We start from the raw sequence: 21718 nt of genomic DNA on the forward strand, positions 1-21718 counted from the left end.
GGCACTAGCTCTTCGGGGACTTACTTCTCCTCGTTGGAGGAGCCTTCAGCCTTGCCCTCGCCCTCAGCCTTGTCGGTGGACTTGTTGTCCGACTTGGCGGAGGAGCCGTTCATCAGCGTCTCGCTGCCGGTGGCCTTGCCGATCATGTAGGAGGAGGTGTACTCCTCCGCACCGCAGGCGCGCATGACGCCGTCGACTGCCAGCAGACCCAGGGAGATAGCGCCCAGGGCGCCAGCTGCCATGCCGAGCTGCTCCGGATTCTGGATGTTGAACGCCGCCTGGACGCCAGCTGCGCGCTGCGCACGATCCTCGTTGTAGATGCCCAGGCCCTGCTGGATACGGTTGTTCGCATCCTGAATAGCGCCGTTGATCTGCGCGGAGACGCCCTCCAGGCCCGGGATCTGGACCTGGGACAGGATGCCCAGCGGGATAGCCAGCAGCAGCGGAGCGGTCAGGCCCACGATGCCGGCGATGCACTTGCCGTCGAGCTCGCCAGAGGAGCCCTTTTGTTCGGTGCGGGTGTTGTTCTCAACGTTGACGTTGATCTCGATCTCGCGCTCGCCGTAGGACTGGCCGTCCGGGCCGACCAGGATGTAGGACGCCTCGTAGGTGCCGTTCTTCAGGTCCTTACGCGGAACCAGGGTGACACCCTCGTCGGTCTTCTTGACCTCCTCGAAGTACTCCTTGCCCTTGGTGAAGACAATCCTGTCAACATTCTCCGGGAAGGTGACGTTGACCGGGGAGTCGTTCTTGATGCTGGTGTCGATCACGATCGGCAGATCGTGGTTCTCGCTGATCACAGCGCCCTCGGAGGTACGGGTGCCCTCCGGGTAGATGCCGTAAGCCACGGTGCGGACCAGGTCGCCGTTGGAGTTGCGCTCCTCGACGCGGACCACCTTGTTGGCGGAGCCCTTCTTCGCGGTCAGCTCGAAGGAGCCGCCGTTGTCCTTGGTGTCGACCAGGTCGCCACCGCTGACAACGACAACCTTGTTGCCCTCGTTCAGCTTCTTCAGCTCCTTGGCCTCGCCCTCGATGAGGAAGTCGGTCTGCTGACGTGCGCCGGTGGTCTTGGACTCGACGATCTCCAGCTTGTAGCGGTTGATCTCCTCGCCGTCCTTGTTGTACTCGGCGACGATGCCGGTCTCGCCGACCTTGTCAGCCTTCGGACGCAGAATCCACTGGCCGTTCTTCTCCTCCGGATCCTGGAACGCGTCGGCGCCCTTGATCACCTTGAAGCTGTTCTCCTTCTTGACCAGGGTGGCCTGGAACTCGGTGGAGGTGGAGATCTTGTAGGTGAACATGCCGTTGCGCTTCGGCTCGACCAGGGTGATCTCGTACTGCGCGTACGGGCCGCGCTTGTCGCTGACCTGGATCAGCGCCTTGCCGGCCTTCTCCTCGCCGGTGACGATGAGCTTGTCGCCGTCGCGCTCGACGTTGACGAACTCGTCGCCCTCGAGGACCTCGACCTTTTCGCCGTCCTCGGACGCGATGGTCGCAGTCTGGTTCCAGCCCATGGTGGTGTTCTCCGGGGTCACCTTGGCGCTGCGGCCCGGGGTGATCTCGAAGGTGTAGCGCTCGAAGACATAGCCGTCGTCGGAGACGTTCTCGATGACCAGGGTGCCCTTGGCGTCGCGCTTCGGGGTCACCTTGATCTCGGAAGCGTCCTTCTCCGGCTGCTCAGCCAGCAGGTCGCCGCCCTTGGCGATGCGGAAGTTGGTGCCGTAGAGCTTCAGCTCGTTATCCGCAGTGATGGTGTACTCCATCTCGCGGACCGGGGACGGCTTGACCGTGTAGGTGTAGGTCTTGATCGGCTTCTTGCCCTCAACCTGCACCGGGTTGCCATTCTCGTCGACCTCGGTCTCCTTGGTCTGGACGTACTCCACGACCTTGACGGTGCGGGTCTCGCCCTCGGGAACCGGCTTGAACTCCAGCTTGAGGTTGTCCTTGTCGCCGCGCTTGGAGCCGTCAGCACCCTCAGTCAGGTACTCGGCACCCTCGGTAACCTCGAGCCAGTTGAAGTCGATGGAGCCGCGGGAGATCTCAACGGTCGCGCGGTCGTAGACATCGCGCTCGACCTCCTGGTTCTCAATGTCCTCCTCCGGCTGCGGTGCGACGTCCACGATCCAGACGGCGACCAGACGGCCCTTCTCGTCCTTGATGTGGACGGTCGCCTGACCACCATTCGGGTTGGTCGGGGTGACGACCCACTTGTCGCCCTTCTTCTCAATCTTCGCGACGTCATCGCCGGCGACGATCTCAGCGGTGTGGTTCTCGATGTAGCTGATCTCGAGGGTGTCCGGGGTCTCGGACTTGTACTCGAGCTCGCGGTGGGTGACGGACGGGCCGGCGTTCTTATCCTCGATCAGCTTCAGGGTGTACTTGTACTCGAAGCCGTTCTCGTCGGTGAAGACGATCTCGACGTTGCCAGTAGCGCCGTCCTTCGGGGTGACAACCCAGACGTCGCCATCCTTCTCGATGGTGACCTTGTCGCCGCCCTTGAGGAACTTGTAGTCGCCGCCGCGGTATTCGATCTTCGCGGTAGAAGTGTTCAGGATCTCGCGGGTCACGTCGAACTTGGAAGTCTTGTTCTCCACGGTGACGATGTTCTCGCGAACCTCGCCGCTGTCCTCGGTGATGCGGACGATGACGTTGCCGGTGTAGTTCTCGCCAGCCTTGACGGTGAGGGTGCCCTTCTCCTCGTCCTTGAGGATCTCAACCTCGCCGTGCTCCGGCTGGATGAGCTTGCCGTTCTCGTCGTAGCCCAGACCCCAGTCGATCTCCTCGCCCGGCTTCCACGGGATGGTGGTGATGCGGTCCTCGCTACCAGCGTTCAAGGTGTAGAAGTAGTTGTTCACCTTGACGTTCAGGGAATCCTTCACCGCAACGGTGTCGGTGACCTTGATGCGGTAGATGTGCTGGTTGCCCTTGTCATCGGTGATGAGGATCTCAACCTCACCCTCGCCCTTGAAGTCCTCGCGCGGGGTGATGACGAGCTTGCCGTCCTCGGAGCGCTCGACGATGACGATGTCGGAGCCCTTGATGATCTCAAAGGTCCACTTGTTGCCGATCTTCTCCGGCATCTCGATGACCTTGGACTTCTCGCCGTAGGTGAAGCCCGCGAAGTAGTAGTACTCCGAAACTTCCTTCACGCGCTCGTAGTACTTCTCAACGAAGTACTTCTCGACGTCGGTGATCGTGGTCGTCGTGACGGTCGTCGACGGATCCGGTGCCACCGTGGTGGTCACGGTCTCGGTCACTTCCGGATTGGTGGAGGTTACCGTGGTGACCTGCTCCGGACGAGTCACGGTGGTGGTGACGACCTTGCCCGGTTCGGTCGGAGCCGGTTCGGTCACGGTGGTGCCCGGTTCGGTCACGGTGGTGCCCGGCTCGGTCACGGTGGTGCCCGGCTCGGTGACAGTGGTGACGTAGGTGGTGCCCGGAAGGGTCTGCGTCGTGGTGACCTCCTTCTCGCGCTCAATCGTGGTGGGCACTCCCGGCAGCGTGGAGGTCACCGTGGTGACGATCGGGTCGGTGGTCTTCGGCGTGGTGGTTTCCTCGCCCGGTTCCGGATCCAGACCCGGCTGCGGGACCGGGATCAGACGCTGGAAGGACTTGCGCGGCACGATGTTGAAGTCGTACTCGAGCGGCACCAGCACGGTGACGTACTCGCCCGGCTTAATCGTCTTCGCAATCTCGTCGTGGCGGTCGAGCTTGGCCAGGTAGTAGCTCGGCTGACCCTTCGGTGCCTTGTGGTGGACGATACGGAAACCGGTGAGGTTCTCGAATGCGGACTGGCTGACCTTGCCGTTGACAACGTCCTCACGAGCCTGGTTCAGGTAGCCCAGCTGGTTAGACAGCAGAGCGCGCAGAATGCCGTTCTTGGTCAGAATGGCGTTCGCCTTGGACTGGTCGCCAGCTGCGTAAGCCTTGTAGTCCTTCTGCAGCTCCTTGACCACGTTAATGGCCGCGATGCGGACATCCTCGCTAATGGCGTCGCCGTTACCGACGCGACCGGAGGCACCGGTGAGCTTGCGGACCTCGTAGTTGCCGGAATCCCACGGGTTACCCAGGCCCCAGTCAATGCACCAGCCCGGGCCGGCGCTGGACGGTAGCAGGTCGATGGACTGGTCGTCCTTCGGGGCCTGCTTCAGCATCTGGTCGTAGCGAGCCAAGTCGGCGCCACTGAGCTTCTCGTAAGCGCCAACGATCTGCTGGCTGGAAGTGTTCTCGTTTGCAGCCTCTGCGAGCGGAGCGGATACGACCGCGCCCGTAGCCATAACACCAGTGACCATTGCGGTCATGATGCGCTTTTTCAGGTTTGCGTTATGCAACGTCATAGTCCTTCAACGTCTAGGGAGATATTCGAAGCAGCCTGGAGAAATCCTGAACACGGACCCCAAAACTGACAGACCCCTATTCAATCGCAATGAACCGACGAATAGAAGTCCTTAACCCCCCTGAAAGCCATAAAAGTCCAGATATTAAGACAAAACTCATAACTTCAACCCGCTGACCTCGACTTTTGTCCAACTTTTAAATACAAATAAATCGAGTGATCTTCACCACAAATCCAGCCATTGTTCAACAAACCTACGGTCAGTGGTCCAAAGGACCCGAAGATCTGTCGCCGCGGACCCGCTTGAGCACATTCTCAGCAGATATCAAACACATGGGCACGCCCACCCCAGGCGTCGTGGTCGCCCCAGCGTACATCAGCGAGTCCAGCTTCCGGCTTGTGTTGGTGCCGCGCAGGAACGCGGACTGCCGCAGCGTGTGCGCGGGCCCGATGGACCCGCCGGACCAGGCGTTGTAGCGCTCGGCGAAGTCTGCGGGACCGAGCGTGTGCTTGACGACGATCCTCCGGCCCAGCCCCGCAACCCCACACCTTGACGCAATCTGCTCGATCGCCGCGTCGGTGATCCGCTGCACCTGCTCCGAGGCCTCGCCGCGGTACATGTCGCCGTGGCCCACCGAGGGATCCGCGGGCACCGGCACCAGCACGAACAGGTTCTCGTGGCCGGCAGGCGCCACAGACGGATCCGTCGCTGACGGCTTGGACACGTAGATGGACTGCGACGCCCCCAGCGGCCGGCTGGCAACGGGCCCATTAAATACAGCATCGAAGTCGTCGGACCAGTCGTCGCTGAACAGGAAGTTGTGGTGGGCCAGCTCCGGGATCTCGCCTTCAACGCCCAGCATGACCAGCACCGTGCCCAGGCCGGGGTCGCGCGGGGCGAACCAGGACTCGTCGTAGGTGCGCTGCTTCTTCGGTAGCAGGCGCGTTTCGGTGTGGTGGAGGTCCGCGGCGGAGATGGTGATGTCGGCGGGGAGCCTTTGGCCGTCGATAAGCACAACGCCCTTGTCCTCGATAACGACCACTTCGCTGTTGAAGCGGAACCGCGCGCCCTGGTCGACGGCGAGGTTGAACAGCGCGTCCATAACCGCGGCGAAACCGCCCTGCGGGTACAGCACACCCTGGGTCAGGTCGGTGTGGCTGAGCAGGTGATACATGCTCGGCGTGCGGCTCGGGTGCGAGGAGAGGAACACCGACGGGTACGTGAGCATCTGGCGCAGGCGCGTGTCCGTGAAGCGCTTGGCCACAAACCTGTCCAGGGGTTCGGCGAGGTAGCGCGCCAGGCGCCCGTACTGGCCGCGGATGCGCTTCATAGGCTCAAGGGAGCGGAAGTTGGTGTAGAGGAAGTTTTCGATGGCCAGATCGTAGGTTTCCTCGGCGCTGTCCAGGTACTCCAGGAGCTTCGCGCCCGCGCCCGGTTCGAGCTGCTCGAAGAGCTTGGCGGCGTTGTCGCGGCCGGAGTGGACGTCGATGGGCTCGCCGCTCTCCGGAAAGAGGCGGTAGGCGGGGGCGAGGGGCTGCAGGTCCAGGAGCTCCTCGGTGCGTGTGCCGAAAAGGCCGAAGAAGTGGTCGAACGCGTCCGGCATGAGGTACCAGCTCGGGCCGGTGTCGAAACGGAAACCGTCGATGGTCTCGCTGCCGGCGCGCCCGCCGTGGGTGGGCAGCTTTTCCACCACGGTGGTGTCGATGCCCTCGCGGGCCAACAGCGCCGCGGTGGCCATGCCTGCCACGCCGGCGCCGATCACGATGGCTGACTTCGGTTGCTGTTTCATTGCTTCCTTGCGTTTGCGAGCGCTTTTGCCGTGAGCGCGAACTTAATGTGGTTGGGCACGCTGACCCTGGTGGTTTGCAGCTCGGCCGCCGGGGTGGCGGCGATGCGGGCGTTGAGCTCCCGGAACAGCGCCTCCGCGGCGGCCACTCCCCCGCGCGCCGCGGGCGGCAGCAGCGGGATGGATTTGTGGGCGCGGTCCAGCTCGTCGGTGATTTGGCTGGTGAGGGTGGACTTTAGAGCGTCGTCAAGCGGGGCGTCGAAGTACGCCCGGCCGAGTGCGCGGCTATCCTCGCCCAGGTCGCGCAGGAAGTTGACCTTCTGAAACGCGCTGCCGAGCGCGCGGGCGCCCTCCTCCAGCTCGCGGCGGTACGGGGTATCGCGGCCGCGCATGAAAATGTCCAGGCACATCAGGCCGATCACCTCAGCAGAGCCATATATATAGGTATCCAGCTCTTTTTGCGTGAATGTGGTCTGGGTCAGGTCCGCGCGCATGGAGGCGAAAAAGGCCTTCACGTGGTCCGGGTTGAGGCGGCACTCACGGAACGTGCGCGCCCACGCGTGCAGCACCGGATCCGTGTGGAAACGGTGGGCCGGCGCGTGCAGAACCTGCTCCTCGTATAGGTCAAGGGCGGTTTCCGGGCACTCGTTGGCCTGGGTTGTGGTGCCGTCCACGATCTCGTCCGCGATGCGCACCATGGCGTACAAGTTCCGGATGTGCGTGCGCTCCGGCCTCGGCAACGTGCGCACGGCCAGGGAAAAACTCGTGGAATACTGCGCAATCACCTGCGCCGCCGCCTTGTCCGCCATGGCGTCGAAGCGGGAGAGGTAGGTGTTCACGCCTTGGCAGCTTACCGTGCGGGAACTGCACTACTCCTTGGACTTGTCGTACGAGGCGTTGGCGATGATCCCCTCTGCCTCATCCTGCGACAACCCCTCCCCGCGCAGGCTGACCATCTCCATGGTGGAGACGTTGCCGGTCTCCGAATTCTCCGCGGAGAGGAACAGCCCGTCCCAGTAGTCGCCGTCGTCGTCCACGGCCTCGAAGTAGCTCACGATCGCCTTATCCGCGCCGTCCACCTCGGCGTCGTCCGTGCCCCTCGGTTCGATCTGAGTGTCACCCGCAAAAATGTTGCCGTACAGCGCAATCGAATTGGTCGCGTCCGCCTCCGGCGCCACACCCGTGTCCTTGGACAGGCGGATCTGCACCGTCATCGCGTCCTCGCTGTCGCGCGCGCCCACCACCCACGGGTCCTTGATGGAATCCGGGTCGCTGGAGCTATCAAACTCCGACCAGCCCTCCGGCACCCGAACCGTCAGCGGGCCGGAGCTGACCTCCAGCACGCCGGGGTCTTGCGCTTCTTGCGTTTCCCCTGCCCCACACGCCGCCGCACCCAACGACAGCGTTGCGGCGGCAACGGCGGAGAGAATCTTTCGCTTCACGGCGGGCCTCCCATGGTGGTTTTGCCCGCGATAGTACTTAAGGGGCTGCTTCCCCGCCGGGATTCTCACTTTCACACTTTGGCTACCTGCGGATTCGTAGTTTGATTCGCAGTGTGAGAGTTGAAAGTGTGAAAGTTCTACCACAGAGCAACCGTCGCAAAGCAAAAAGCTCCCTCCGCAACCGGAGGGAGCAATCTGTGGAGCATAGGAGAATCGAACTCCTGACATCCTGCTTGCAAAGCAGGTGCTCTACCAACTGAGCTAATGCCCCGCGTACCCAAGGGTACCGTGGGCCTAGCAAGAATCGAACTTGCGACCTCATCGTTATCAGCGATGCGCTCTAACCGACTGAGCTATAGGCCCTGGGAACGAATAGGAATATTACAGAGCACCCACAACAGCTCCAAATCGCCAGCGTAAGGCACATAAATGGGCAATTGCTTATCGACGTTTCACGCGCAGGCAGGCGAACCCAACCGGCGTTTTGCAAAAGTCGGCGGCGGGGGAATGTGACCTGGGATTTTGCGGCCTCGAACGCGCCGACACGCCGACTTTTGCAAAAGCTGGGCGCGGACCAATAGTTGGGGTCACCGGGATTGTCCGCAATGCGGAGTCCCGCGGCCTGGGAGACCCCTACTTGGCCCGGTTGGACATGGTGAAGCTGACGCCGCCAACCAGGTCCGCGATGGCGTTGTACATGACCACCGTCAGCGGGGCCATGATCACCTGGAACAAAAAGCCCGCCAGGCCGAACAGGCCCGCTGCGGACATGGCCAGTTTCATGTCCACCACCTGGTCGCCGCCGACGCCGCCGATCAGCGAGTTGATGGACTCGATGACCCCGGCGCGCTCCAGCCCGAAATAGACCAGCAGGCAGGCCGCCATCCAAGCGATGAAGCCCAGAAAGGCCAACAGCGTTGCCACTTTGAAGGTGGAGCCGGCGCCGATGTTGCGCACGGTCACTTTGCGGACGGCCACGGGCTACTCCTTGTCCTCGCCTGCGTCGGCGGAGCTGTCGTCGCTAAGCGCTTGCTCAATGGTCTTCTGGCCGGTGGCGACTGCGGTGGCTTCCTCCTCGCCTTCGTCCTCGACGTTGCGGTCGATGGCGAGCAGCTCGACGCCGTCGGCGAGGTCCACCAGCCGCACGCCCATAGTCGCGCGGGACGACGGGCGGATCTGGTCGACCTCGGTGCGGATCACGCCGCCGGCGGAGGTGATGGCGAAGATCTGGTCGTCCTCGGCGACCGAAAGTGCGCCGATGAGCTTGCCGCGCTTCGGGCTGTACTTGAAGGTCATCACACCCATGCCGCCGCGGCCCTGCGCGTTGTACTCCTCGATGGCAGTGCGCTTGCCGTAGCCGCCGGAGGTGGCCACCAGCAGGTACTCGCCGTCCTTGGCCACAGTCATGGCCAGAAGCTGGTCGTCGCCCTTGAAGCGCATGCCCTTCACACCGGCGGTGGCGCGGCCCATCGGGCGCAGCTGCTCGTCGTCGGCGGAGAAGCGGATGGACTGGCCCTGCTCGGACACCAGCAGCAGGTCGTCGTCCTCGCCGACCAGGGAGGCGCCGATGAGCGCGTCGCCCTCGTTGAGGTTGATGGCGATCAGGCCGGCGGAACGGGCGGACTCGTAATCGGTCAGGCGGGACTTCTTCACGCGGCCGTCGCGGGTGGCCAGGACCAGGTACGGGGCGTCCTCGTAGGTCTGGATCTGGATGATCTGGGCGATCTTCTCCTCCGGCTGGAACTCCAGCAGGTTGGCCACGTGCTGGCCGCGGGCGGTGCGGCCCGCCTCAGGCAGCTCGTAGGCCTTCAGCCGGTAGACGCGGCCGAAGTTGGTGAAGAACAGGATCCAGTCGTGGGTGGAGCAGATGAAGAAGTTCTTCACCACGTCGTCCTGCTTCAGCTCGGCGCCGCGCACGCCCTTGCCGCCGCGCTTCTGGCTCTTGTAGGCGTCCACCTTGGTGCGCTTGGCGTAGCCGGTGGAGGTGATGGTGACCACCACGTTTTCGCGGGCGATGAGGTCTTCTTCGGTGACGTCGCCGGTTGCGGCGACGATTTGGGTGCGGCGCTCGTCGCCATACTTATCGACGATCTCCTTGAGCTCGTCGCCGACAATCTCGCGCTGACGCTCCGGCTTGGCCAGGATGTCCTTGTAGTCCGCGATCTGCTTCTCGATAGCGGCCAGGTCGTCGATGATCTTCTGGCGCTCCAGGGCCGCCAGGCGGCGCAGCTGCATGGCCAGGATCTCGTTGGCCTGGATCTCGTCGACGTCGAGCAGGTTGATCAGGCCCTGGCGGGCGTCGTCCACGGTCGGCGAGCGGCGGATCAGGGCGATGACCTCGTCCAGCATGTCCAGCGCCTTAACCAGGCCGCGGAGGATGTGGGCGCGCTTTTCGGCCTCGTCCAGGCGGTACTGGGTGCGGCGGACGATGACTTCGATCTGGTGCTTGACGTAGAAGCGCAGCATCTGGTCCAGGCGCAGGGTGCGCGGGACGCCGTCGACAATGCTGAGCATGTTGGCGGAGAAGTTCGTCTCCAGCGCCGAGTGCTTGTACAGGTTGTTCAGCACCACGCGCGGCACCGCGTCGCGCTTGAGCGTGACCACGATGCGCATGCCCACGCGGTCGGAGGACTCGTCCTCAATCTTGGAGATGCCCACCATCTTGCCGGCGGTGACCTGCTCGGCGATGTTGTGGATGAAGTTGTCCGGGTTGACCTGGTACGGCAGCTCGGTGATCGTGATGACCTGGCGGTTGCCAATCTCCTCGATCTCGGTGACGCCGCGCATGCGGATGGAGCCGCGGCCGGTGGTGTAGGCGTCCTTGATGCCCTGGTCGCCCACGATCAGGCCTGCCGTGGGGAAGTCCGGGCCCTTCACGCGCTCCATCACGGCGTCGAGGGTGTCCTTCTCCTCGGCGTCGTGGTTGTCCAGGATCCAGTAGATCGCCTCCGCCAGCTCGTTGAGGTTGTGCGGCGGGATGTTGGTGGCCATGCCGACGGCGATGCCGTTGGAGCCGTTCATCAACAGGTTCGGCACGCGCGACGGCAGGACGGTCGGTTCCTGGGTCTTGGAGTCGAAGTTCGGCGCGAAGTCCACGGAGTTTTCGCGGATGTCGCGGACCATCTCCATGGCGATCGGGGTGAGCTTGCACTCCGTGTAACGCATGGCGGCCGGGCCGTCGTTGCCCGGCGAGCCGAAGTTGCCTTGTCCGTCCACAAGCGGGTAGCGCATCGCCCACGGCTGCGCCATGCGCACCAGGGTGTCGTAGATGGCGCTGTCGCCGTGCGGGTGGTAGTTACTCATGGTCTCGCCGACGGCCTTCACGCTCTTGACGTAGGAGCGTTCCGGGCGGAAGCCGGCGTCGTACATCGCGTAGATCACGCGGCGGTGCACGGGCTTCATGCCGTCGCGCACCTCGGGGAGCGCGCGGCCCACGATCACGCTCATGGCGTAATCGATGTAGCTGGTCTGCATCTCCTCGTTGATGTCGATTGGTTGAATGCGGTCCAAGCCGCCAGTGGTGTCATCAGCCATGTGTTTGAGTCTAGCGGGCTTCTCACGCCGCGACGGAGCAGCGACGTGGTATCAAAGTGGTATGGCTATGACGCTCCGATTGACCGCAGACGAGGACAAGGCGCTGGTTCTCTTGGCGTCCGCATGGGGGTGCTCGAAGCAGGAGGCCGCCCGCCGTGCGGTGGTCACCGCAGCATCGCGATTGCTTGACGACGCCCACGTCACCGACCTCGCCCGCACCCTCATCCCCACCTACGCCGGGATGGAATCGCGGATCCGTCAGGCCCGTTCATGAGGGGTTTTTCCGCCGAGCAGCTCCTGGCCGTCGCCGACGAGTACTGCGCCTTTCACGGCTGCCAGGTCCGCTCGTTTGCCGCCCTGGCGGCCAGCGCCGCCGTACCCAGCGCCCGGCTCCACGGCGTGCCCGTGTTCGACACCGTGGAGGCGGCCGCCGCGGCGCTGGCCGAGACCATCCGGGCGCTGCAACCCCTGTCTGGGTTCAACGCTGGGTTCAACGCTGGGTTCGCAGACGTCGCTGCCGAGGTGTACCGGCGCTGGGTCGAGTGAGGTTTTGCAAAAGTCGGCCGATCGGGGTGCGCCGATGTCGATACCTGCAGGTCGCGCCCAGGCGCCTCGCCGAGTTTTGCAAATTCAGATGAAGCCATCTTTCCGGAGGAGCGCTTCTGTCACCGCGGGGATTGAACGCAGCGTGCCGGTGGCGAATCGCAACGGGCGGATCTGCAACAACTGGAGTTCGATGTTGATCTCGGCGTCCTTGACCCGCTGCTGCTTTGTCCAGTGGTGGATGCCGTCGTACATGAAGCCGTACCGGGGCTCCACCAGCGCAGCATCCAGGGTGGTGACCAGCCTGTTTCGTTTCCGCACTGGCAACTGCTCCCGGTAGGTGAAGCCGTGTTTGCCGGCGAATCTTGCCAGAATCAGCCGCATTTCGGTTTCTTTTGGCGAGTCCGCCAAGGCGCTTGAGGAGCTGATGACGGAGGCTAACCATCGGTCGTCGATAAGCTTGTGCCCTGCAAGAACCAGAGACTCTGGGGTGACGCCAAGAAACCGACGGACGGCGTCCACGAGCTGCACGGCCCTGACGAAGACAGGATCGTCCTCGACCGTCTCAACCTCCCACCCCGCCTCTCCGCGGCGGAGCGCCTTCAACGCCTGGATCGTCGCCAGCGGGGGTGTCGCCAGCTGCACAACCTCGCCGTTGAAAAACACGCGCCAGACGTCCTGGGGTTTGGGGCTGCCGCGAACCATCCCCGGCCTTGTGCTGGTGGCCAGGACTTTCCGGCCGATTTTGGGGTTGATGAGGACGGTGTCGCACATGTCTACCAGCGCGGGAAGGCCGAACAACGCCAGCGCCCCGAAACCGGACAGGGTTGTCCCCGGGTGAGAGAGCGCGTGTGCGGCGGCGCGGCAACTCGCGGGGACGCGGTAGACCACGCGCCTGGGATGAGAGGTTGCCGCCGCCGTAGCAATGGGGCCCGGGATGAGCATGTCTGTGGGCACGGAAAAGTACTGGTTAACCGGGTGCACCGGCAATCCGGGCAGGGGATCCCGCATGATCGCGTGCCCAACAGTGATGTTCATACCGTTGTAAAGGCCCATACCTTTTGGACGGTGAAAATGGTGGTTTGGATCCCTGGACGGGCAAAAATTTCGGGAGCTTTGCAAAAGTCGGCGAAAGCCCTTCCCCCGACCTGGGATTATCTACCTGAACACCCGGCGGACGGACGAGTTTTACAAAATCCGTCCAGTACAAGGCCCGCAGAATCCCCCACCGCCTAACATGTTCCCCATGAAGAAAACCGTTGCGGCGCTGGCGGCCGCCGCCCTGCTCGCCGCCCCCTCCCCCGCCTTTGCGCAGGACACGGCCATTTCGCAGCTGTCCTCGACGAGCTCGAAGGGATCCTCCAAGCCGAATTACCGCCCGGACTACGACAAGGACGTGAACCCGCCCGAAAAGCGCGCGCTGGAGGGATCCTACACCGGCTCGGCGCCAATCTCCCTGGCTATCGCGTTTGCCGCGACGGCTGTGACGGTGCAGCTCATCGTGGATTTCGTGCCGCAGGCGCGCGAGGCGGTGGACAACCTGGCGGAGCAGTTTAATCTGACGCACGTGCCGGGCTCGTCGGAAGGCAACCGCCTGATTCCGGCGAAGGAGATCACGGCGTTCGTGCAGTCCTACGCGGACCAGTACCTGCCGCAGCTGCCCCAGCGTTAGCTCCGCCACACGGCCTGTGTTACGGTTGTGCCCGTTGTGGTTGCAGTGAACCCACGAGAGCCATGTGACTGACGTGGCAAAAGAGGTGCTGCGGTGGAAGAGCTGCAACCGAAAACGGCCGGTCCTGCACCGGCCGTTTTTCCCGTTAAACTGGCCTGCATGACTGATCTTTCCCAGCTGCTTGACGCAGCCAAGCGCCCCCAGGTCGTCCAGGAGATCACCTCCCTGGTGGACGACACCATCGCCCGCCAGTCTGGCCTCACCGGCATGGCCCTGAAATCTGCCGTCGCGGCAGGTAAGAAGGCCGACGCGGACGCTATTTCCAAGGGCGTGAACAAGTTCCTGCCGCAGATCGTGGACGAGCTGAACCCGCACTGGTCCGATTACAAGAACAGCGGCGAGCAGGACTTCGGCCGGTTCTTGGCGGGCCGTGAGGATGACGTCGTCAAGGCAATGCTCGATGCTGGCGACAAGCAGGCGGATTCCATGCCCGGCGCCATCAAGAAGGTGTACTCCACCCTGCGCGGCAAGGCCGCGAAGATCGTGGGCCCGTCGTTGCCGCAGCTCGGCGAGATCGTGGAGCGTTTTGCCTAACGACGTCTAAAGCCACCAACGCCCCAGCGAAACCATTCGCCGGGGCGTTGTTGTGTTTGGCGCTTACACGTCCAGGAAGCGCACGTCCTTCGCCTTGCGGGTGATGAAGCTGCGGCGTGCCGCGACGTCGTCGCCCATGAGGATGGAGAACAGCTCGTCGGCGCGCTGTGCGTCCTCGAGCTCCACTCGGCGCAGGATGCGGGTCTCCGGGTCCAGGGTGGTCTCCCACAGCTCCTTGGCGTTCATCTCGCCCAGGCCCTTGTAGCGCTGGATGCCGTCGTCGGTGTTGATCTTGCGGCCGGCCTCCAGGCCCTCCGCCAGCAGCTCATCGCGCTCGCGGTCGGAAAACGCGTAGCCCGGCTCGCCCTTGCCCCACTTCAGCTTGTACAGCGGCGGGTTGGCCAGGAAGACGTGGCCGTTTTCCACCAGTTCCGGCATGAAGCGGAACAGCAGGGTCAAAAGCAGGGTGGCGATGTGCTGGCCGTCCACGTCGGCGTCGGCCATGAGCACGATCTTGTGGTAGCGCAGCTTGGCGATGTCGAACTCGTCGTTGATGCCCGTGCCCAGTGCGGTGATGATGGCCTGGACCTCGGCGTTCTTGAGCACGCGGTCCATGCGGGCCTTCTCCACGTTCAGAATCTTGCCGCGCAGCGGCAGGATGGCCTGGTACATGGAGTCGCGGCCGCCCTTGGCGGAGCCACCTGCAGAGTCGCCCTCCACGATGAACAGTTCGGACTTGGACGGGTCCTTGGAGCGGCAGTCCGCGAGCTTGCCGGGCAGGCCGCCCAGGTCGGTGGCGGACTTGCGGCGCACCAGGTCGCGGGCCTTGCGGGCCGCCTGGCGCGCCTGCGAGGACGCCACGGCCTTGTTCACGATGGCCTTGGCCTCCGCCGGGTTGGCGTCGAACCAGTCGGAGATGTTCTCGTTCACCGCGCGCTGGACAAAGCCCTTGACCTCGGTGTTGCCCAGCTTGGTCTTGGTCTGGCCCTCGAACTGCGGGTCAGCCACGCGCACGGAGACCACGGCGGCGAGGCCCTCGCGGCAGTCGTCGCCAGTAAGATTTGGCTCCTTGTCCTTGAGCAGCTTGTGGTCGCGCGCGTAGCGGTTCATCAAGCTGGTCAGCGCGGCGCGGAAGCCCTCCTCGTGGGTGCCGCCCTCGTGGGTGTTAATCGTGTTGGCGAAGGTGTGGACGGACTCCTTGAAGGAGCCGTTCCACTGCATCGCCACCTCGGCCTCCAGGCCGTCGCCCTTCTGGTCGAAGCCGATGATGGTCGGGTGGATGGCCGTCTTGGACTTGTTCAGGTGCTTGACGTAGTCGACCAGGCCGTCCGGGTAGTAGAAGGTGACCTTCTTCTCGCGCTTCTTCTTCACGTCCGGCGCGACCTCGTCGCCCGCCTCAACCGTGTCGCCGTCGCCGTCCTGGTCCACCTCGGTGGCGTCGACGGTCTCGGTGGTGTCGTCGAACGAGTCGCCGTCGATAGCCGCCGCAGTGTCGCCCTCCTCGGCGATGGCCTCGAGCTCAAGCTCCTCGTCGGTGACGCGCTGGTCCGTCAGCGTGATGGTCAGGCCCTTGTTCAGGAAGGCCATCTCCTGCAGGCGGCGCGAGATGGTGTCGTAGTTGAAATCGACGGTCTCGAAGATCTCCGCGTCCGGCCAGAACCGGATGGTGGTGCCGGTGCCGCGGGCGTTGCCGCCCTCCTCCAGCTCGTCCGGCACGGCCATGTTGAAGCGCTGGTACCAGTGCTTGCCGTCGCGCTTGATGTCCGCCTCAACGCGGGTGGACAGCGCGTTGACCACGGAAATGCCCACACCGTGCAGGCCGCCGGAGACCGCGTAGGACTCCGAGTCGAACTTGCCGCCGGCGTGCAGCTGTGTCATGACCACCTGCACCGTCGGGGCGCCGGACGGGTGCATCTCCACCGGGATGCCGCGGCCGTTGTCCACGACCTCGACGCCGCCGTCTTCAAGCAGGGTGACGTCGACGCGGTCGGCGTAGCCCGCCATCGCCTCATCGACCGAGTTGTCCACGACCTCCCACACCAGGTGGTGCAGGCCGCGCACACCGGTGGAACCGATGTACATGCCCGGGCGCTTGCGCACCGCCTCGAGGCCCTCGAGGATGGTGATCGATGACGCGTCGTAATGGGGTTGCTGCTCTGCCACTTTCGGGAAGCTCCTCCATGCGTGTAAGTGGGCCGAATGTGTAATTCAGGCCCGTTGAACCCGTCCCATATTACACGGTGAGGGGGCCATAACGGGGAGGTGTCCAACGCGCGAGAGGGCGTTTCACGCGCGTTTTTCGCCCACCCCTACCCGTACGTGTCGCGGGGCCCGCGGCCCTTCACGTGCAGGGGCCCGTACCGCCAACTCTTCGTTTTCGGCCCGTAGACGTGCAGCTTGGTCACCACGTCCGGCCCAACCTTGGCCGCGATGGCCGCGAGCACTTCGCGCTGCATGTACTTCATTTGCGTGGCCCAGGCGGTGGAATCGCAGCTGACGTGCACTTCGCCGCCCTTGATCATCTCCACGTGCGTGTGCTGGCCGATCTTCTCGCCCACCAGCTCGGTCCAGTTCCCCATGACCCAGCCGTGTGCCATCTTCTCGGTCCAGTCGCGTTTGCGGATTTCGGTGCCCAGCAGGTTGGAAAAGGAGGAGATTTTGTAGCTGCGCGGCAATGCGCGCCCGTCCAGGCCGGTGGGGATTCCCCGCACATTTGCTTTGCGACGTTCCTCCGGCACACCCGGACCAGTCTCCAGCCCTGGCACCGTGATGCTGGCCTTTGGTCCGTCGTGAAGCGATGGCCTGTTGCGCCTGGGGACGGTGCCGGTGCCCTGGCGGGACAGGTCCGGCAGGCGGCCGCCGCGCTTGCGCGCGGTGGCGCGGACGGTGTCGAAGCTGCGCTTAATCAGATCGCTCAATGGCGCTCACCCCGTCCTGCATGGTCACAGCGAAGCGTGCGGCGACGGCGTCGTCGAGGTTGCCGGGCAGGTCGTCGCCCACCGCCGCGGTGACCAAGACCTGCTCCGCGTCGGCGGCGACGTGAACGAGGCGCTCGCGGCGCTTAGCGTCGAGCTCGGCAAAGACGTCGTCGAGGATCAGCACCGGGTCGGTGCCCTCGCTGGCTAAAAGCTGGTATTCCGCCAAGTGAAGCGCCAGCGCGTAGGACCAGGTTTCGCCGTGGGAGGCGTAGCCCTTCGCGGGTTGGTCGCCGAGCATGAGCGCGAGGTCGTCGCGGTGAGGGCCGACCAGGGTGGCGCCGCGGTCGATCTCGTCTTTGCGGCGACGTCCCAGCTCGGCGAGCATCGCGGCCTCGAACACCGCCGGGTCTCTTGCCGGCCCGCCGTTGAGCTCGGTGACCGCCCGGTCAAGCGTGGAGCTGTACGCCACCGACGCGGGGCGCGACTCCGGGGCGACGGACTGGTAGGCCTCGGTGATCCGGTCGGCGAGGTCGTCGACGAGGCTGAGCCTTCCCGCCACCACCTGCGCGCCGAGCGCGGCGAGCTGGCCGTCCCACACGTCCAGCGTGCTCAGCGCGCTGGCGCCGTCTTCGTCCTGGTAGCCGCGGCGCAGCGCCATGTTCGAGCTTTTCAGCAGGGCGTTTCGCTGCCGCAGCACCTTGTCGTAGTCCGCGCGGGCGCCGCCGAGGCGGGGTGCTCTTAAGGCGGCGAGGTCGTCCAGGAACTTGCGGCGCTCCGCCGGCTCGCCCGTGATCAGGCGCAGATCCTCCGGGGAGAACATCACCACCCGCAGCACGCCCAACAGCTCGCGGGCGGATTTCAGCCGGGTGCGGTTGATCTGGGCCTGGTTCGCGCCGTGCGCCTTGATCAGCAGGTGCGTGGTCAGCGCGCGGCCGTCATTGACCGTGGTTGCGGACACGCGGGCATTCTCGGCGCCGGCGTGGATGAGCGGAGCATCCGTCGATACGCGGTGGCTCGACAGCTTCGACGAATAATGGACCGCCTCGACGATATTGGTCTTGCCGTGGCCGTTGCGGCCCGCGAAAACGGTCACGCCCGGCTCAAGCTTGAGATTCAGCTCGGGCCACGAGCGGAAATCACGCAGATCAAGCTCGCGGACGTGCATAGGCTAGCCCGGAAGGCGAACCGGCATGAGCAGGTAAGTGAAGTGCGTGTCCGGGGTCGGGAACGTGCCGTCCTCGCCGCGCTCCGGCAGCTGATCCGGCTGCGGAATCATAATCGCCGGGCGGGACGCCTCAGTGAACCCGAACACGACGCGGTCGGTGCCGATGACCGAAAGGCCGTCGCGAAGATAGCCCGCGTTGAACGCGATGAGCAGCTCATCCACGCCGGTAAACGCAGCCTGGAGCGTCTCCTGGGCGGCGCCCGAATCCGCGCCGGAGGAGAACAGCGTCAGCTCGCCTTCCTTGAAGTGCATGCGCAGTTGCGCGTTGCGGTCCGCGACCAGGCTCACGCGGCGGATGGACTCGAGCAGCGGCGCGACCTCCACCGATGCGATGGCCGTGTGCGTCTTCGGCAGCAGCGGCGCAACGTTGGGGAAATCCGCATCGAGCATGCGGGTGGTGGTTTCGCGGTTGCCGGTGTGCAGGCCAAACAGGCCGTCGCCGCCGATGTTGTCGGCGGCACCCGCGGCGAGCTCCACCGGGTCGTCGATGGAGGTGTCCAGCGTGCGCGCGTTGTCCAGCAGCGTCTTCGCCGGGACGAGCAGGTCGGCCTTCACGTCCGGGCTGGTCGGCTCCCAGGTCAGGTGGCGCTGGGCCAGGCGGAAACGGTCCGTGGCGGTGAGGGTGACATTTTCGCCGTCGATCTCCACGTGGATGCCGGTGAGCATCGGCAGCGTGTCGTCGCGGCCGGCGGCGGAGGCCACCTGGGTCACCGCGCCCGTGAGCGCCGCCGGGGAGATGCGGCCGGTGACCTCGGGCAGGTGCGGCAGCTGCGGGTAATCGTCCAACGCAATGAGCGGGAGCTCGAAGCGGGAGGAACGCGCCTTCAGCGTCATCACCTTGGTGTCGGTGGAGACCTCGATGGCGTCGTTCGGCATGGTGCCCACGATGTCCGCGAGCAGCTTGCCGGCAACCGCGACTCGGCCAGGCTCGTTCACCTCGGCGCCGATGCGCACACGGGTGGAGACCTCGTAGTCGAAGCCCGCGAACTCCAAGCCGTTGTCGTCGGCCGTAATCACAACCGCGCGCAGCACTGGCTGCGTCGACTTGGTGGGCAGGCTGCGCGCGACCCACGCCGCGGCGTCCGCGAGCTCATCCTTATGGACGCGAAACGACACATTGTTGTCCATGACTGCGCAGTCTCCTTTGGCATTTTTGGCATTTCGGGCAGAGCCAGATCGGACACCACTCTACATTTGTGATTCGCCTGCGCGCACTCTGCCTATCGACGTCCACCTCCCGGATCGCAGACGTCATTTCGGACCGCGGCGAGATTGCACACCCTCTCTTTCTCCAGATTGAATTACAAGAAGTAAAGAGGGGAACAACAGTAGGTGTTGGGGAATCTGTGGATTGGGCCGGTTCTGCGCCGGTCGCACGGCGTGTCGGGTGTGTGATTTGGGCTGTGGATAACTTGTGGATAAGTCGGGGCCTCTGTGGATAGTTTTTCGGGGTGGTTGAAATTACACAAACGGAACCGCGTTCTTCCACCGGTTATGCACACCCTGTCCCCAGGCTCAGCTTTTGTGATGGCGGTTACATTGTGATCTACTTGGCCAAACAACATTGGTGTAATTACACAGGTGTGGATAGGACTGTGGAGAGTGGTACGGAAGTGATTGTTGTTTCCTGACCACGCGCCAAAACCACAAACCCTGGGATCGCGCGATGTTTGAGCATTCCCAGGGTTTGCCGAAATGTGGGTCCCGGGACCGTGTTCCCCTCCCCTAGCGCCCCCAATCCACGGATCCAGCTAGTAGCACCTCGATTTTCGCCCCCAGGAGCCGAATAGCTGGGTCCTTGTAGCTGGAAACTCGCGCGGGGGTGGGCGAAACCGCCAAAACAGCCCGAGAACCCCCGAACCCCCGGCCCGCCTACCGCGAGCGGGTGCGGGCGCGGTTCTTGATCACCTGCGTGAGTTCCTGGATCTCGTCGTAGGTGCCGCGGTTTTCCGTCATTTCCTTGCGGATCTTGCGGTCCGCGTACATGACGGTGGTGTGGTCCTTGCCGCCGAACTCGTCGCCGATCTTGGGCAGGGACAGCTCGGTCAGCTCGCGGCACAGGTACATCGCGATCTGGCGCGCGTGGGCGACCTGCCTGGTCTTTCCGGCGCCGGTGAGCTGTTCCTGGGAGACCTGGAAGTACTCGGCGGCGGCGTCCTTGATGCCGTCGGCGGTGATGTTGACGTCGCCTTCGTCGGGCAGGATGTCGCGCAGTGCGACCTGGGCGACTTCCATGGTGATCGGTTCGTTGATCAGCGACGAGTACGCCGAGACACGGATCAGCGCGCCTTCGAGTTCGCGGATGGAGGACTCGAATTGGGAGGCAATGAGCTCGAGCACGGCGTGGTCGACTTGGGTGCCGTCGGCCGCCGCCTTCTTCATCAGGATGGCGATGCGGGTTTCCAGGTCTGGCGGCTGCACGTCGGTGATCAGGCCGCTGATGAAGCGTGTCCTCAGCCGGTCCTCGAGTGTGGTCAGCTCCTTCGGCGGCCGGTCGGAGGACAGGATGATCTGCTTGTTTGCCTGGTGCAGCGCGTTGAAGGTGTGGAAGAACTCTTCCTGGGTTCCTTCTTTGCCTTCGAGGAACTGGATGTCGTCGACCATCAGGATGTCCAGGTTGCGGTAGCGCCGCTTGAAGGATTCTTGGCGGTCGTCGCGCACGGAGTTGATGTAGTCGTTGGTGAATTCTTCGGAGGAGACGTATTTGATGCGCAGGCCTGGCTGAAGCACGCGCGCGTAGTTGCCGGCGGCGTGCAGGAGGTGGGTTTTGCCCAGGCCGGATCCGCCCCAGATGAACAGGGGGTTGTAGGCCTTGGCGGGATTTTCGGCGACGGCGACGGCGGCGCCGTTGGCGAAGCGGTTGGACGAGCCGATGACGAAGTTTTCGAAGGTGTACTTCGGGTTCAGGCTGGCTTCGCGGTCCGGGTCGTGCGCGGGTTTCTCGCGGGGGATGCGGCGGTCCACGGTGGGGTGCGCATTTGCTTCTCGACGCCGCCCCGCCACCTGTGCAGCATGCATCTGCGCCAATTCGTCCAGTCCCATGGGGATCTGCTCCCCCGGCGCCGGCGCTTCGGCGTGGGATTGGGTGGGCTGCCAGCTCGGCTCCGGCGACGGTGCCGGCGGCTGAACAGGCTGAACAGGCTGGGGCTGAGGTTCGGGCTCGGGCGCAGGTTCCGGCTCGGGTGCGGCCACGGACACGGCCAGGGCGTAGGGCTGGCCGGTGTGGGAGGACAGCAGTGCCGTGATGTGGGGAGCCAGGGACTCCTCAATGACATTTTTGGCGGCTTGGTGGGGTGCGGAGAGTAGGGCGTAGCCGTCGACAAGCACGACCGGCTTCATCAGCCGCAGGTAGGCGCGCTGCTGGGGGGTAAGCGTGGGTACGGACGAGGTGGCCTGCTCCGAGAGGCGCAGCAGCTCGTCGACGACGCCGCGCCACAGGTCCTCGAGGTGTTGGTCCGCCAACGTCGTCTCCAGTCTGTTCCTGTCTACACGTGCAATTCACAACTTCGCTCGCCCGCTCGGCGCGCTGCCACCTGCTGTTCCACAGAGTTATCCACAGGTGTGGATACTCTAGCAGTGGCGGTTGTCCACAAGGCTTGCACGCCCTGTGGATAACTTAGTGTGAAGTTGTGCAGGTCTGTGACCTGCCTAAACAAGGCGTTTTGGG

The 21718-nt window shown here is 64.2% G+C and carries 16 protein-coding genes and 2 tRNA genes; 4 read left to right on the forward strand and 14 right to left on the reverse strand.

The features are described from left to right. Positions 1-20: 20 nt before the first annotated feature. The 8 genes from HMPREF2791_RS00590 to gyrA all read right to left on the reverse strand — a co-directional run bounded on the left by HMPREF2791_RS00590 (position 21) and on the right by gyrA (position 11099). On the reverse strand, positions 21-4331 hold the full coding sequence (locus HMPREF2791_RS00590; protein ID WP_168168277.1) for a hypothetical protein: 4311 nt from the start codon (positions 4329-4331) through the stop codon (positions 21-23). A gap of 265 nt (positions 4332-4596) precedes the next feature. Continuing rightward, positions 4597-6126 carry a phytoene desaturase family protein gene (crtI, locus tag HMPREF2791_RS00595; protein ID WP_070475366.1) on the reverse strand — a complete coding sequence of 510 codons (1530 nt, stop codon included), beginning with the start codon at positions 6124-6126 and terminating at the stop codon, positions 4597-4599. After that, positions 6123-6932 (reverse strand): phytoene/squalene synthase family protein, encoded by an 810-nt coding sequence (locus HMPREF2791_RS00600; RefSeq protein WP_070475490.1) that lies wholly within the window; start codon positions 6930-6932, stop codon positions 6123-6125. Before HMPREF2791_RS00600 ends, crtI begins: the two co-directional genes overlap by 4 nt. 60 nt (positions 6933-6992) lie before the next feature. Then, the gene (locus tag HMPREF2791_RS00605; protein ID WP_141741397.1) at positions 6993-7565 is read right to left on the reverse strand and encodes a hypothetical protein; all 573 of its coding nucleotides are present in this window, start codon (positions 7563-7565) and stop codon (positions 6993-6995) included. Between the two features lie 198 nt (positions 7566-7763). Beyond that, a tRNA-Ala gene (locus HMPREF2791_RS00610) sits at positions 7764-7836 on the reverse strand. A gap of 18 nt (positions 7837-7854) precedes the next feature. Further along, positions 7855-7928 (reverse strand) — tRNA-Ile (locus HMPREF2791_RS00615). A gap of 270 nt (positions 7929-8198) precedes the next feature. Further along, complete coding sequence (locus tag HMPREF2791_RS00620; RefSeq protein ID WP_070843809.1) at positions 8199-8543, reverse strand: DUF3566 domain-containing protein; 345 nt, start codon at positions 8541-8543, stop codon at positions 8199-8201. 3 nt (positions 8544-8546) lie between these two features. Further along, positions 8547-11099 (reverse strand): DNA gyrase subunit A, encoded by a 2553-nt coding sequence (gyrA, locus tag HMPREF2791_RS00625; protein WP_070843810.1) that lies wholly within the window; start codon positions 11097-11099, stop codon positions 8547-8549. A gap of 61 nt (positions 11100-11160) precedes the next feature. Between gyrA and HMPREF2791_RS00630 the strand changes: the two genes are divergently transcribed. Further along, positions 11161-11373, forward strand: a complete 213-nt coding sequence (locus tag HMPREF2791_RS00630; protein ID WP_070475375.1) for a CopG family transcriptional regulator — start codon at positions 11161-11163, stop codon at positions 11371-11373. Next, complete coding sequence (locus tag HMPREF2791_RS00635; RefSeq protein WP_070843811.1) at positions 11370-11645, forward strand: TetR family transcriptional regulator; 276 nt, start codon at positions 11370-11372, stop codon at positions 11643-11645. The genes HMPREF2791_RS00630 and HMPREF2791_RS00635 overlap by 4 nt, the downstream gene beginning before the upstream one ends. An 84-nt stretch (positions 11646-11729) precedes the next feature. On the opposite strand, the gene HMPREF2791_RS00640 is transcribed toward HMPREF2791_RS00635, so the two are convergent. Further along, the gene (locus HMPREF2791_RS00640; RefSeq protein WP_168168278.1) at positions 11730-12680 is read right to left on the reverse strand and encodes a hypothetical protein; all 951 of its coding nucleotides are present in this window, start codon (positions 12678-12680) and stop codon (positions 11730-11732) included. Positions 12681-12888: 208 nt separating this feature from the next. On the opposite strand from HMPREF2791_RS00640, the gene HMPREF2791_RS00645 reads away from it, so the two are divergent. After that, on the forward strand, positions 12889-13314 hold the full coding sequence (locus HMPREF2791_RS00645; protein WP_070843813.1) for a hypothetical protein: 426 nt from the start codon (positions 12889-12891) through the stop codon (positions 13312-13314). A gap of 159 nt (positions 13315-13473) precedes the next feature. Then, on the forward strand, positions 13474-13908 hold the full coding sequence (locus HMPREF2791_RS00650; RefSeq protein WP_070475384.1) for a DUF6918 family protein: 435 nt from the start codon (positions 13474-13476) through the stop codon (positions 13906-13908). Between the two features lie 63 nt (positions 13909-13971). Here HMPREF2791_RS00650 and gyrB read toward each other — a convergent pair whose 3' ends face one another. From gyrB to dnaA, 5 genes are all read right to left on the reverse strand, one after another. Further along, positions 13972-16071 (reverse strand): DNA topoisomerase (ATP-hydrolyzing) subunit B, encoded by a 2100-nt coding sequence (gyrB, locus tag HMPREF2791_RS00655; RefSeq protein WP_070843814.1) that lies wholly within the window; start codon positions 16069-16071, stop codon positions 13972-13974. A 146-nt stretch (positions 16072-16217) separates the two neighbouring features. Next, entirely contained in the window at positions 16218-16826 is a 609-nt protein-coding gene (locus HMPREF2791_RS00660; protein WP_070475387.1) for a DciA family protein, read from the reverse strand. Next, positions 16810-17991 carry a DNA replication/repair protein RecF gene (gene recF, locus HMPREF2791_RS00665; RefSeq protein ID WP_070843815.1) on the reverse strand — a complete coding sequence of 394 codons (1182 nt, stop codon included), beginning with the start codon at positions 17989-17991 and terminating at the stop codon, positions 16810-16812. Before recF ends, HMPREF2791_RS00660 begins: the two co-directional genes overlap by 17 nt. A 3-nt stretch (positions 17992-17994) precedes the next feature. Then, positions 17995-19179, reverse strand: coding sequence for a DNA polymerase III subunit beta (dnaN, locus tag HMPREF2791_RS00670; RefSeq protein ID WP_070843816.1), 1185 nt, complete (start codon positions 19177-19179; stop codon positions 17995-17997). Between the two features lie 744 nt (positions 19180-19923). Then, positions 19924-21513 carry a chromosomal replication initiator protein DnaA gene (gene dnaA, locus HMPREF2791_RS00675; protein WP_070843817.1) on the reverse strand — a complete coding sequence of 530 codons (1590 nt, stop codon included), beginning with the start codon at positions 21511-21513 and terminating at the stop codon, positions 19924-19926. Positions 21514-21718: the final 205 nt, after the last annotated feature.

Source organism: Corynebacterium sp. HMSC034A01 (genome assembly GCF_001838175.1).
In the GTDB taxonomy this organism is placed as follows: Bacteria; Actinomycetota; Actinomycetes; order Mycobacteriales; family Mycobacteriaceae; genus Corynebacterium.

Bases quoted from the DNA above. Each gene is read 5' to 3' on its own strand.
- crtI (WP_070475366.1), bottom strand. From the start codon at position 6,126: ATGAAACAGCAACCGAAGTCAGCCATCGTGATCGGCGCCGGCGTGGCA.
- HMPREF2791_RS00600 (WP_070475490.1), bottom strand. From the start codon at position 6,932: ATGGCGGACAAGGCGGCGGCGCAGGTGATTGCGCAGTATTCCACGAGT.
- gyrA (WP_070843810.1), bottom strand. From the start codon at position 11,099: ATGGCTGATGACACCACTGGCGGCTTGGACCGCATTCAACCAATCGAC.
- HMPREF2791_RS00630 (WP_070475375.1), top strand. From the start codon at position 11,161: ATGGCTATGACGCTCCGATTGACCGCAGACGAGGACAAGGCGCTGGTT.
- HMPREF2791_RS00635 (WP_070843811.1), top strand. From the start codon at position 11,370: ATGAGGGGTTTTTCCGCCGAGCAGCTCCTGGCCGTCGCCGACGAGTAC.
- HMPREF2791_RS00640 (WP_168168278.1), bottom strand. From the start codon at position 12,680: ATGAACATCACTGTTGGGCACGCGATCATGCGGGATCCCCTGCCCGGA.
- HMPREF2791_RS00645 (WP_070843813.1), top strand. From the start codon at position 12,889: ATGAAGAAAACCGTTGCGGCGCTGGCGGCCGCCGCCCTGCTCGCCGCC.
- HMPREF2791_RS00650 (WP_070475384.1), top strand. From the start codon at position 13,474: ATGACTGATCTTTCCCAGCTGCTTGACGCAGCCAAGCGCCCCCAGGTC.
- recF (WP_070843815.1), bottom strand. From the start codon at position 17,991: ATGCACGTCCGCGAGCTTGATCTGCGTGATTTCCGCTCGTGGCCCGAG.
- dnaN (WP_070843816.1), bottom strand. From the start codon at position 19,179: ATGGACAACAATGTGTCGTTTCGCGTCCATAAGGATGAGCTCGCGGAC.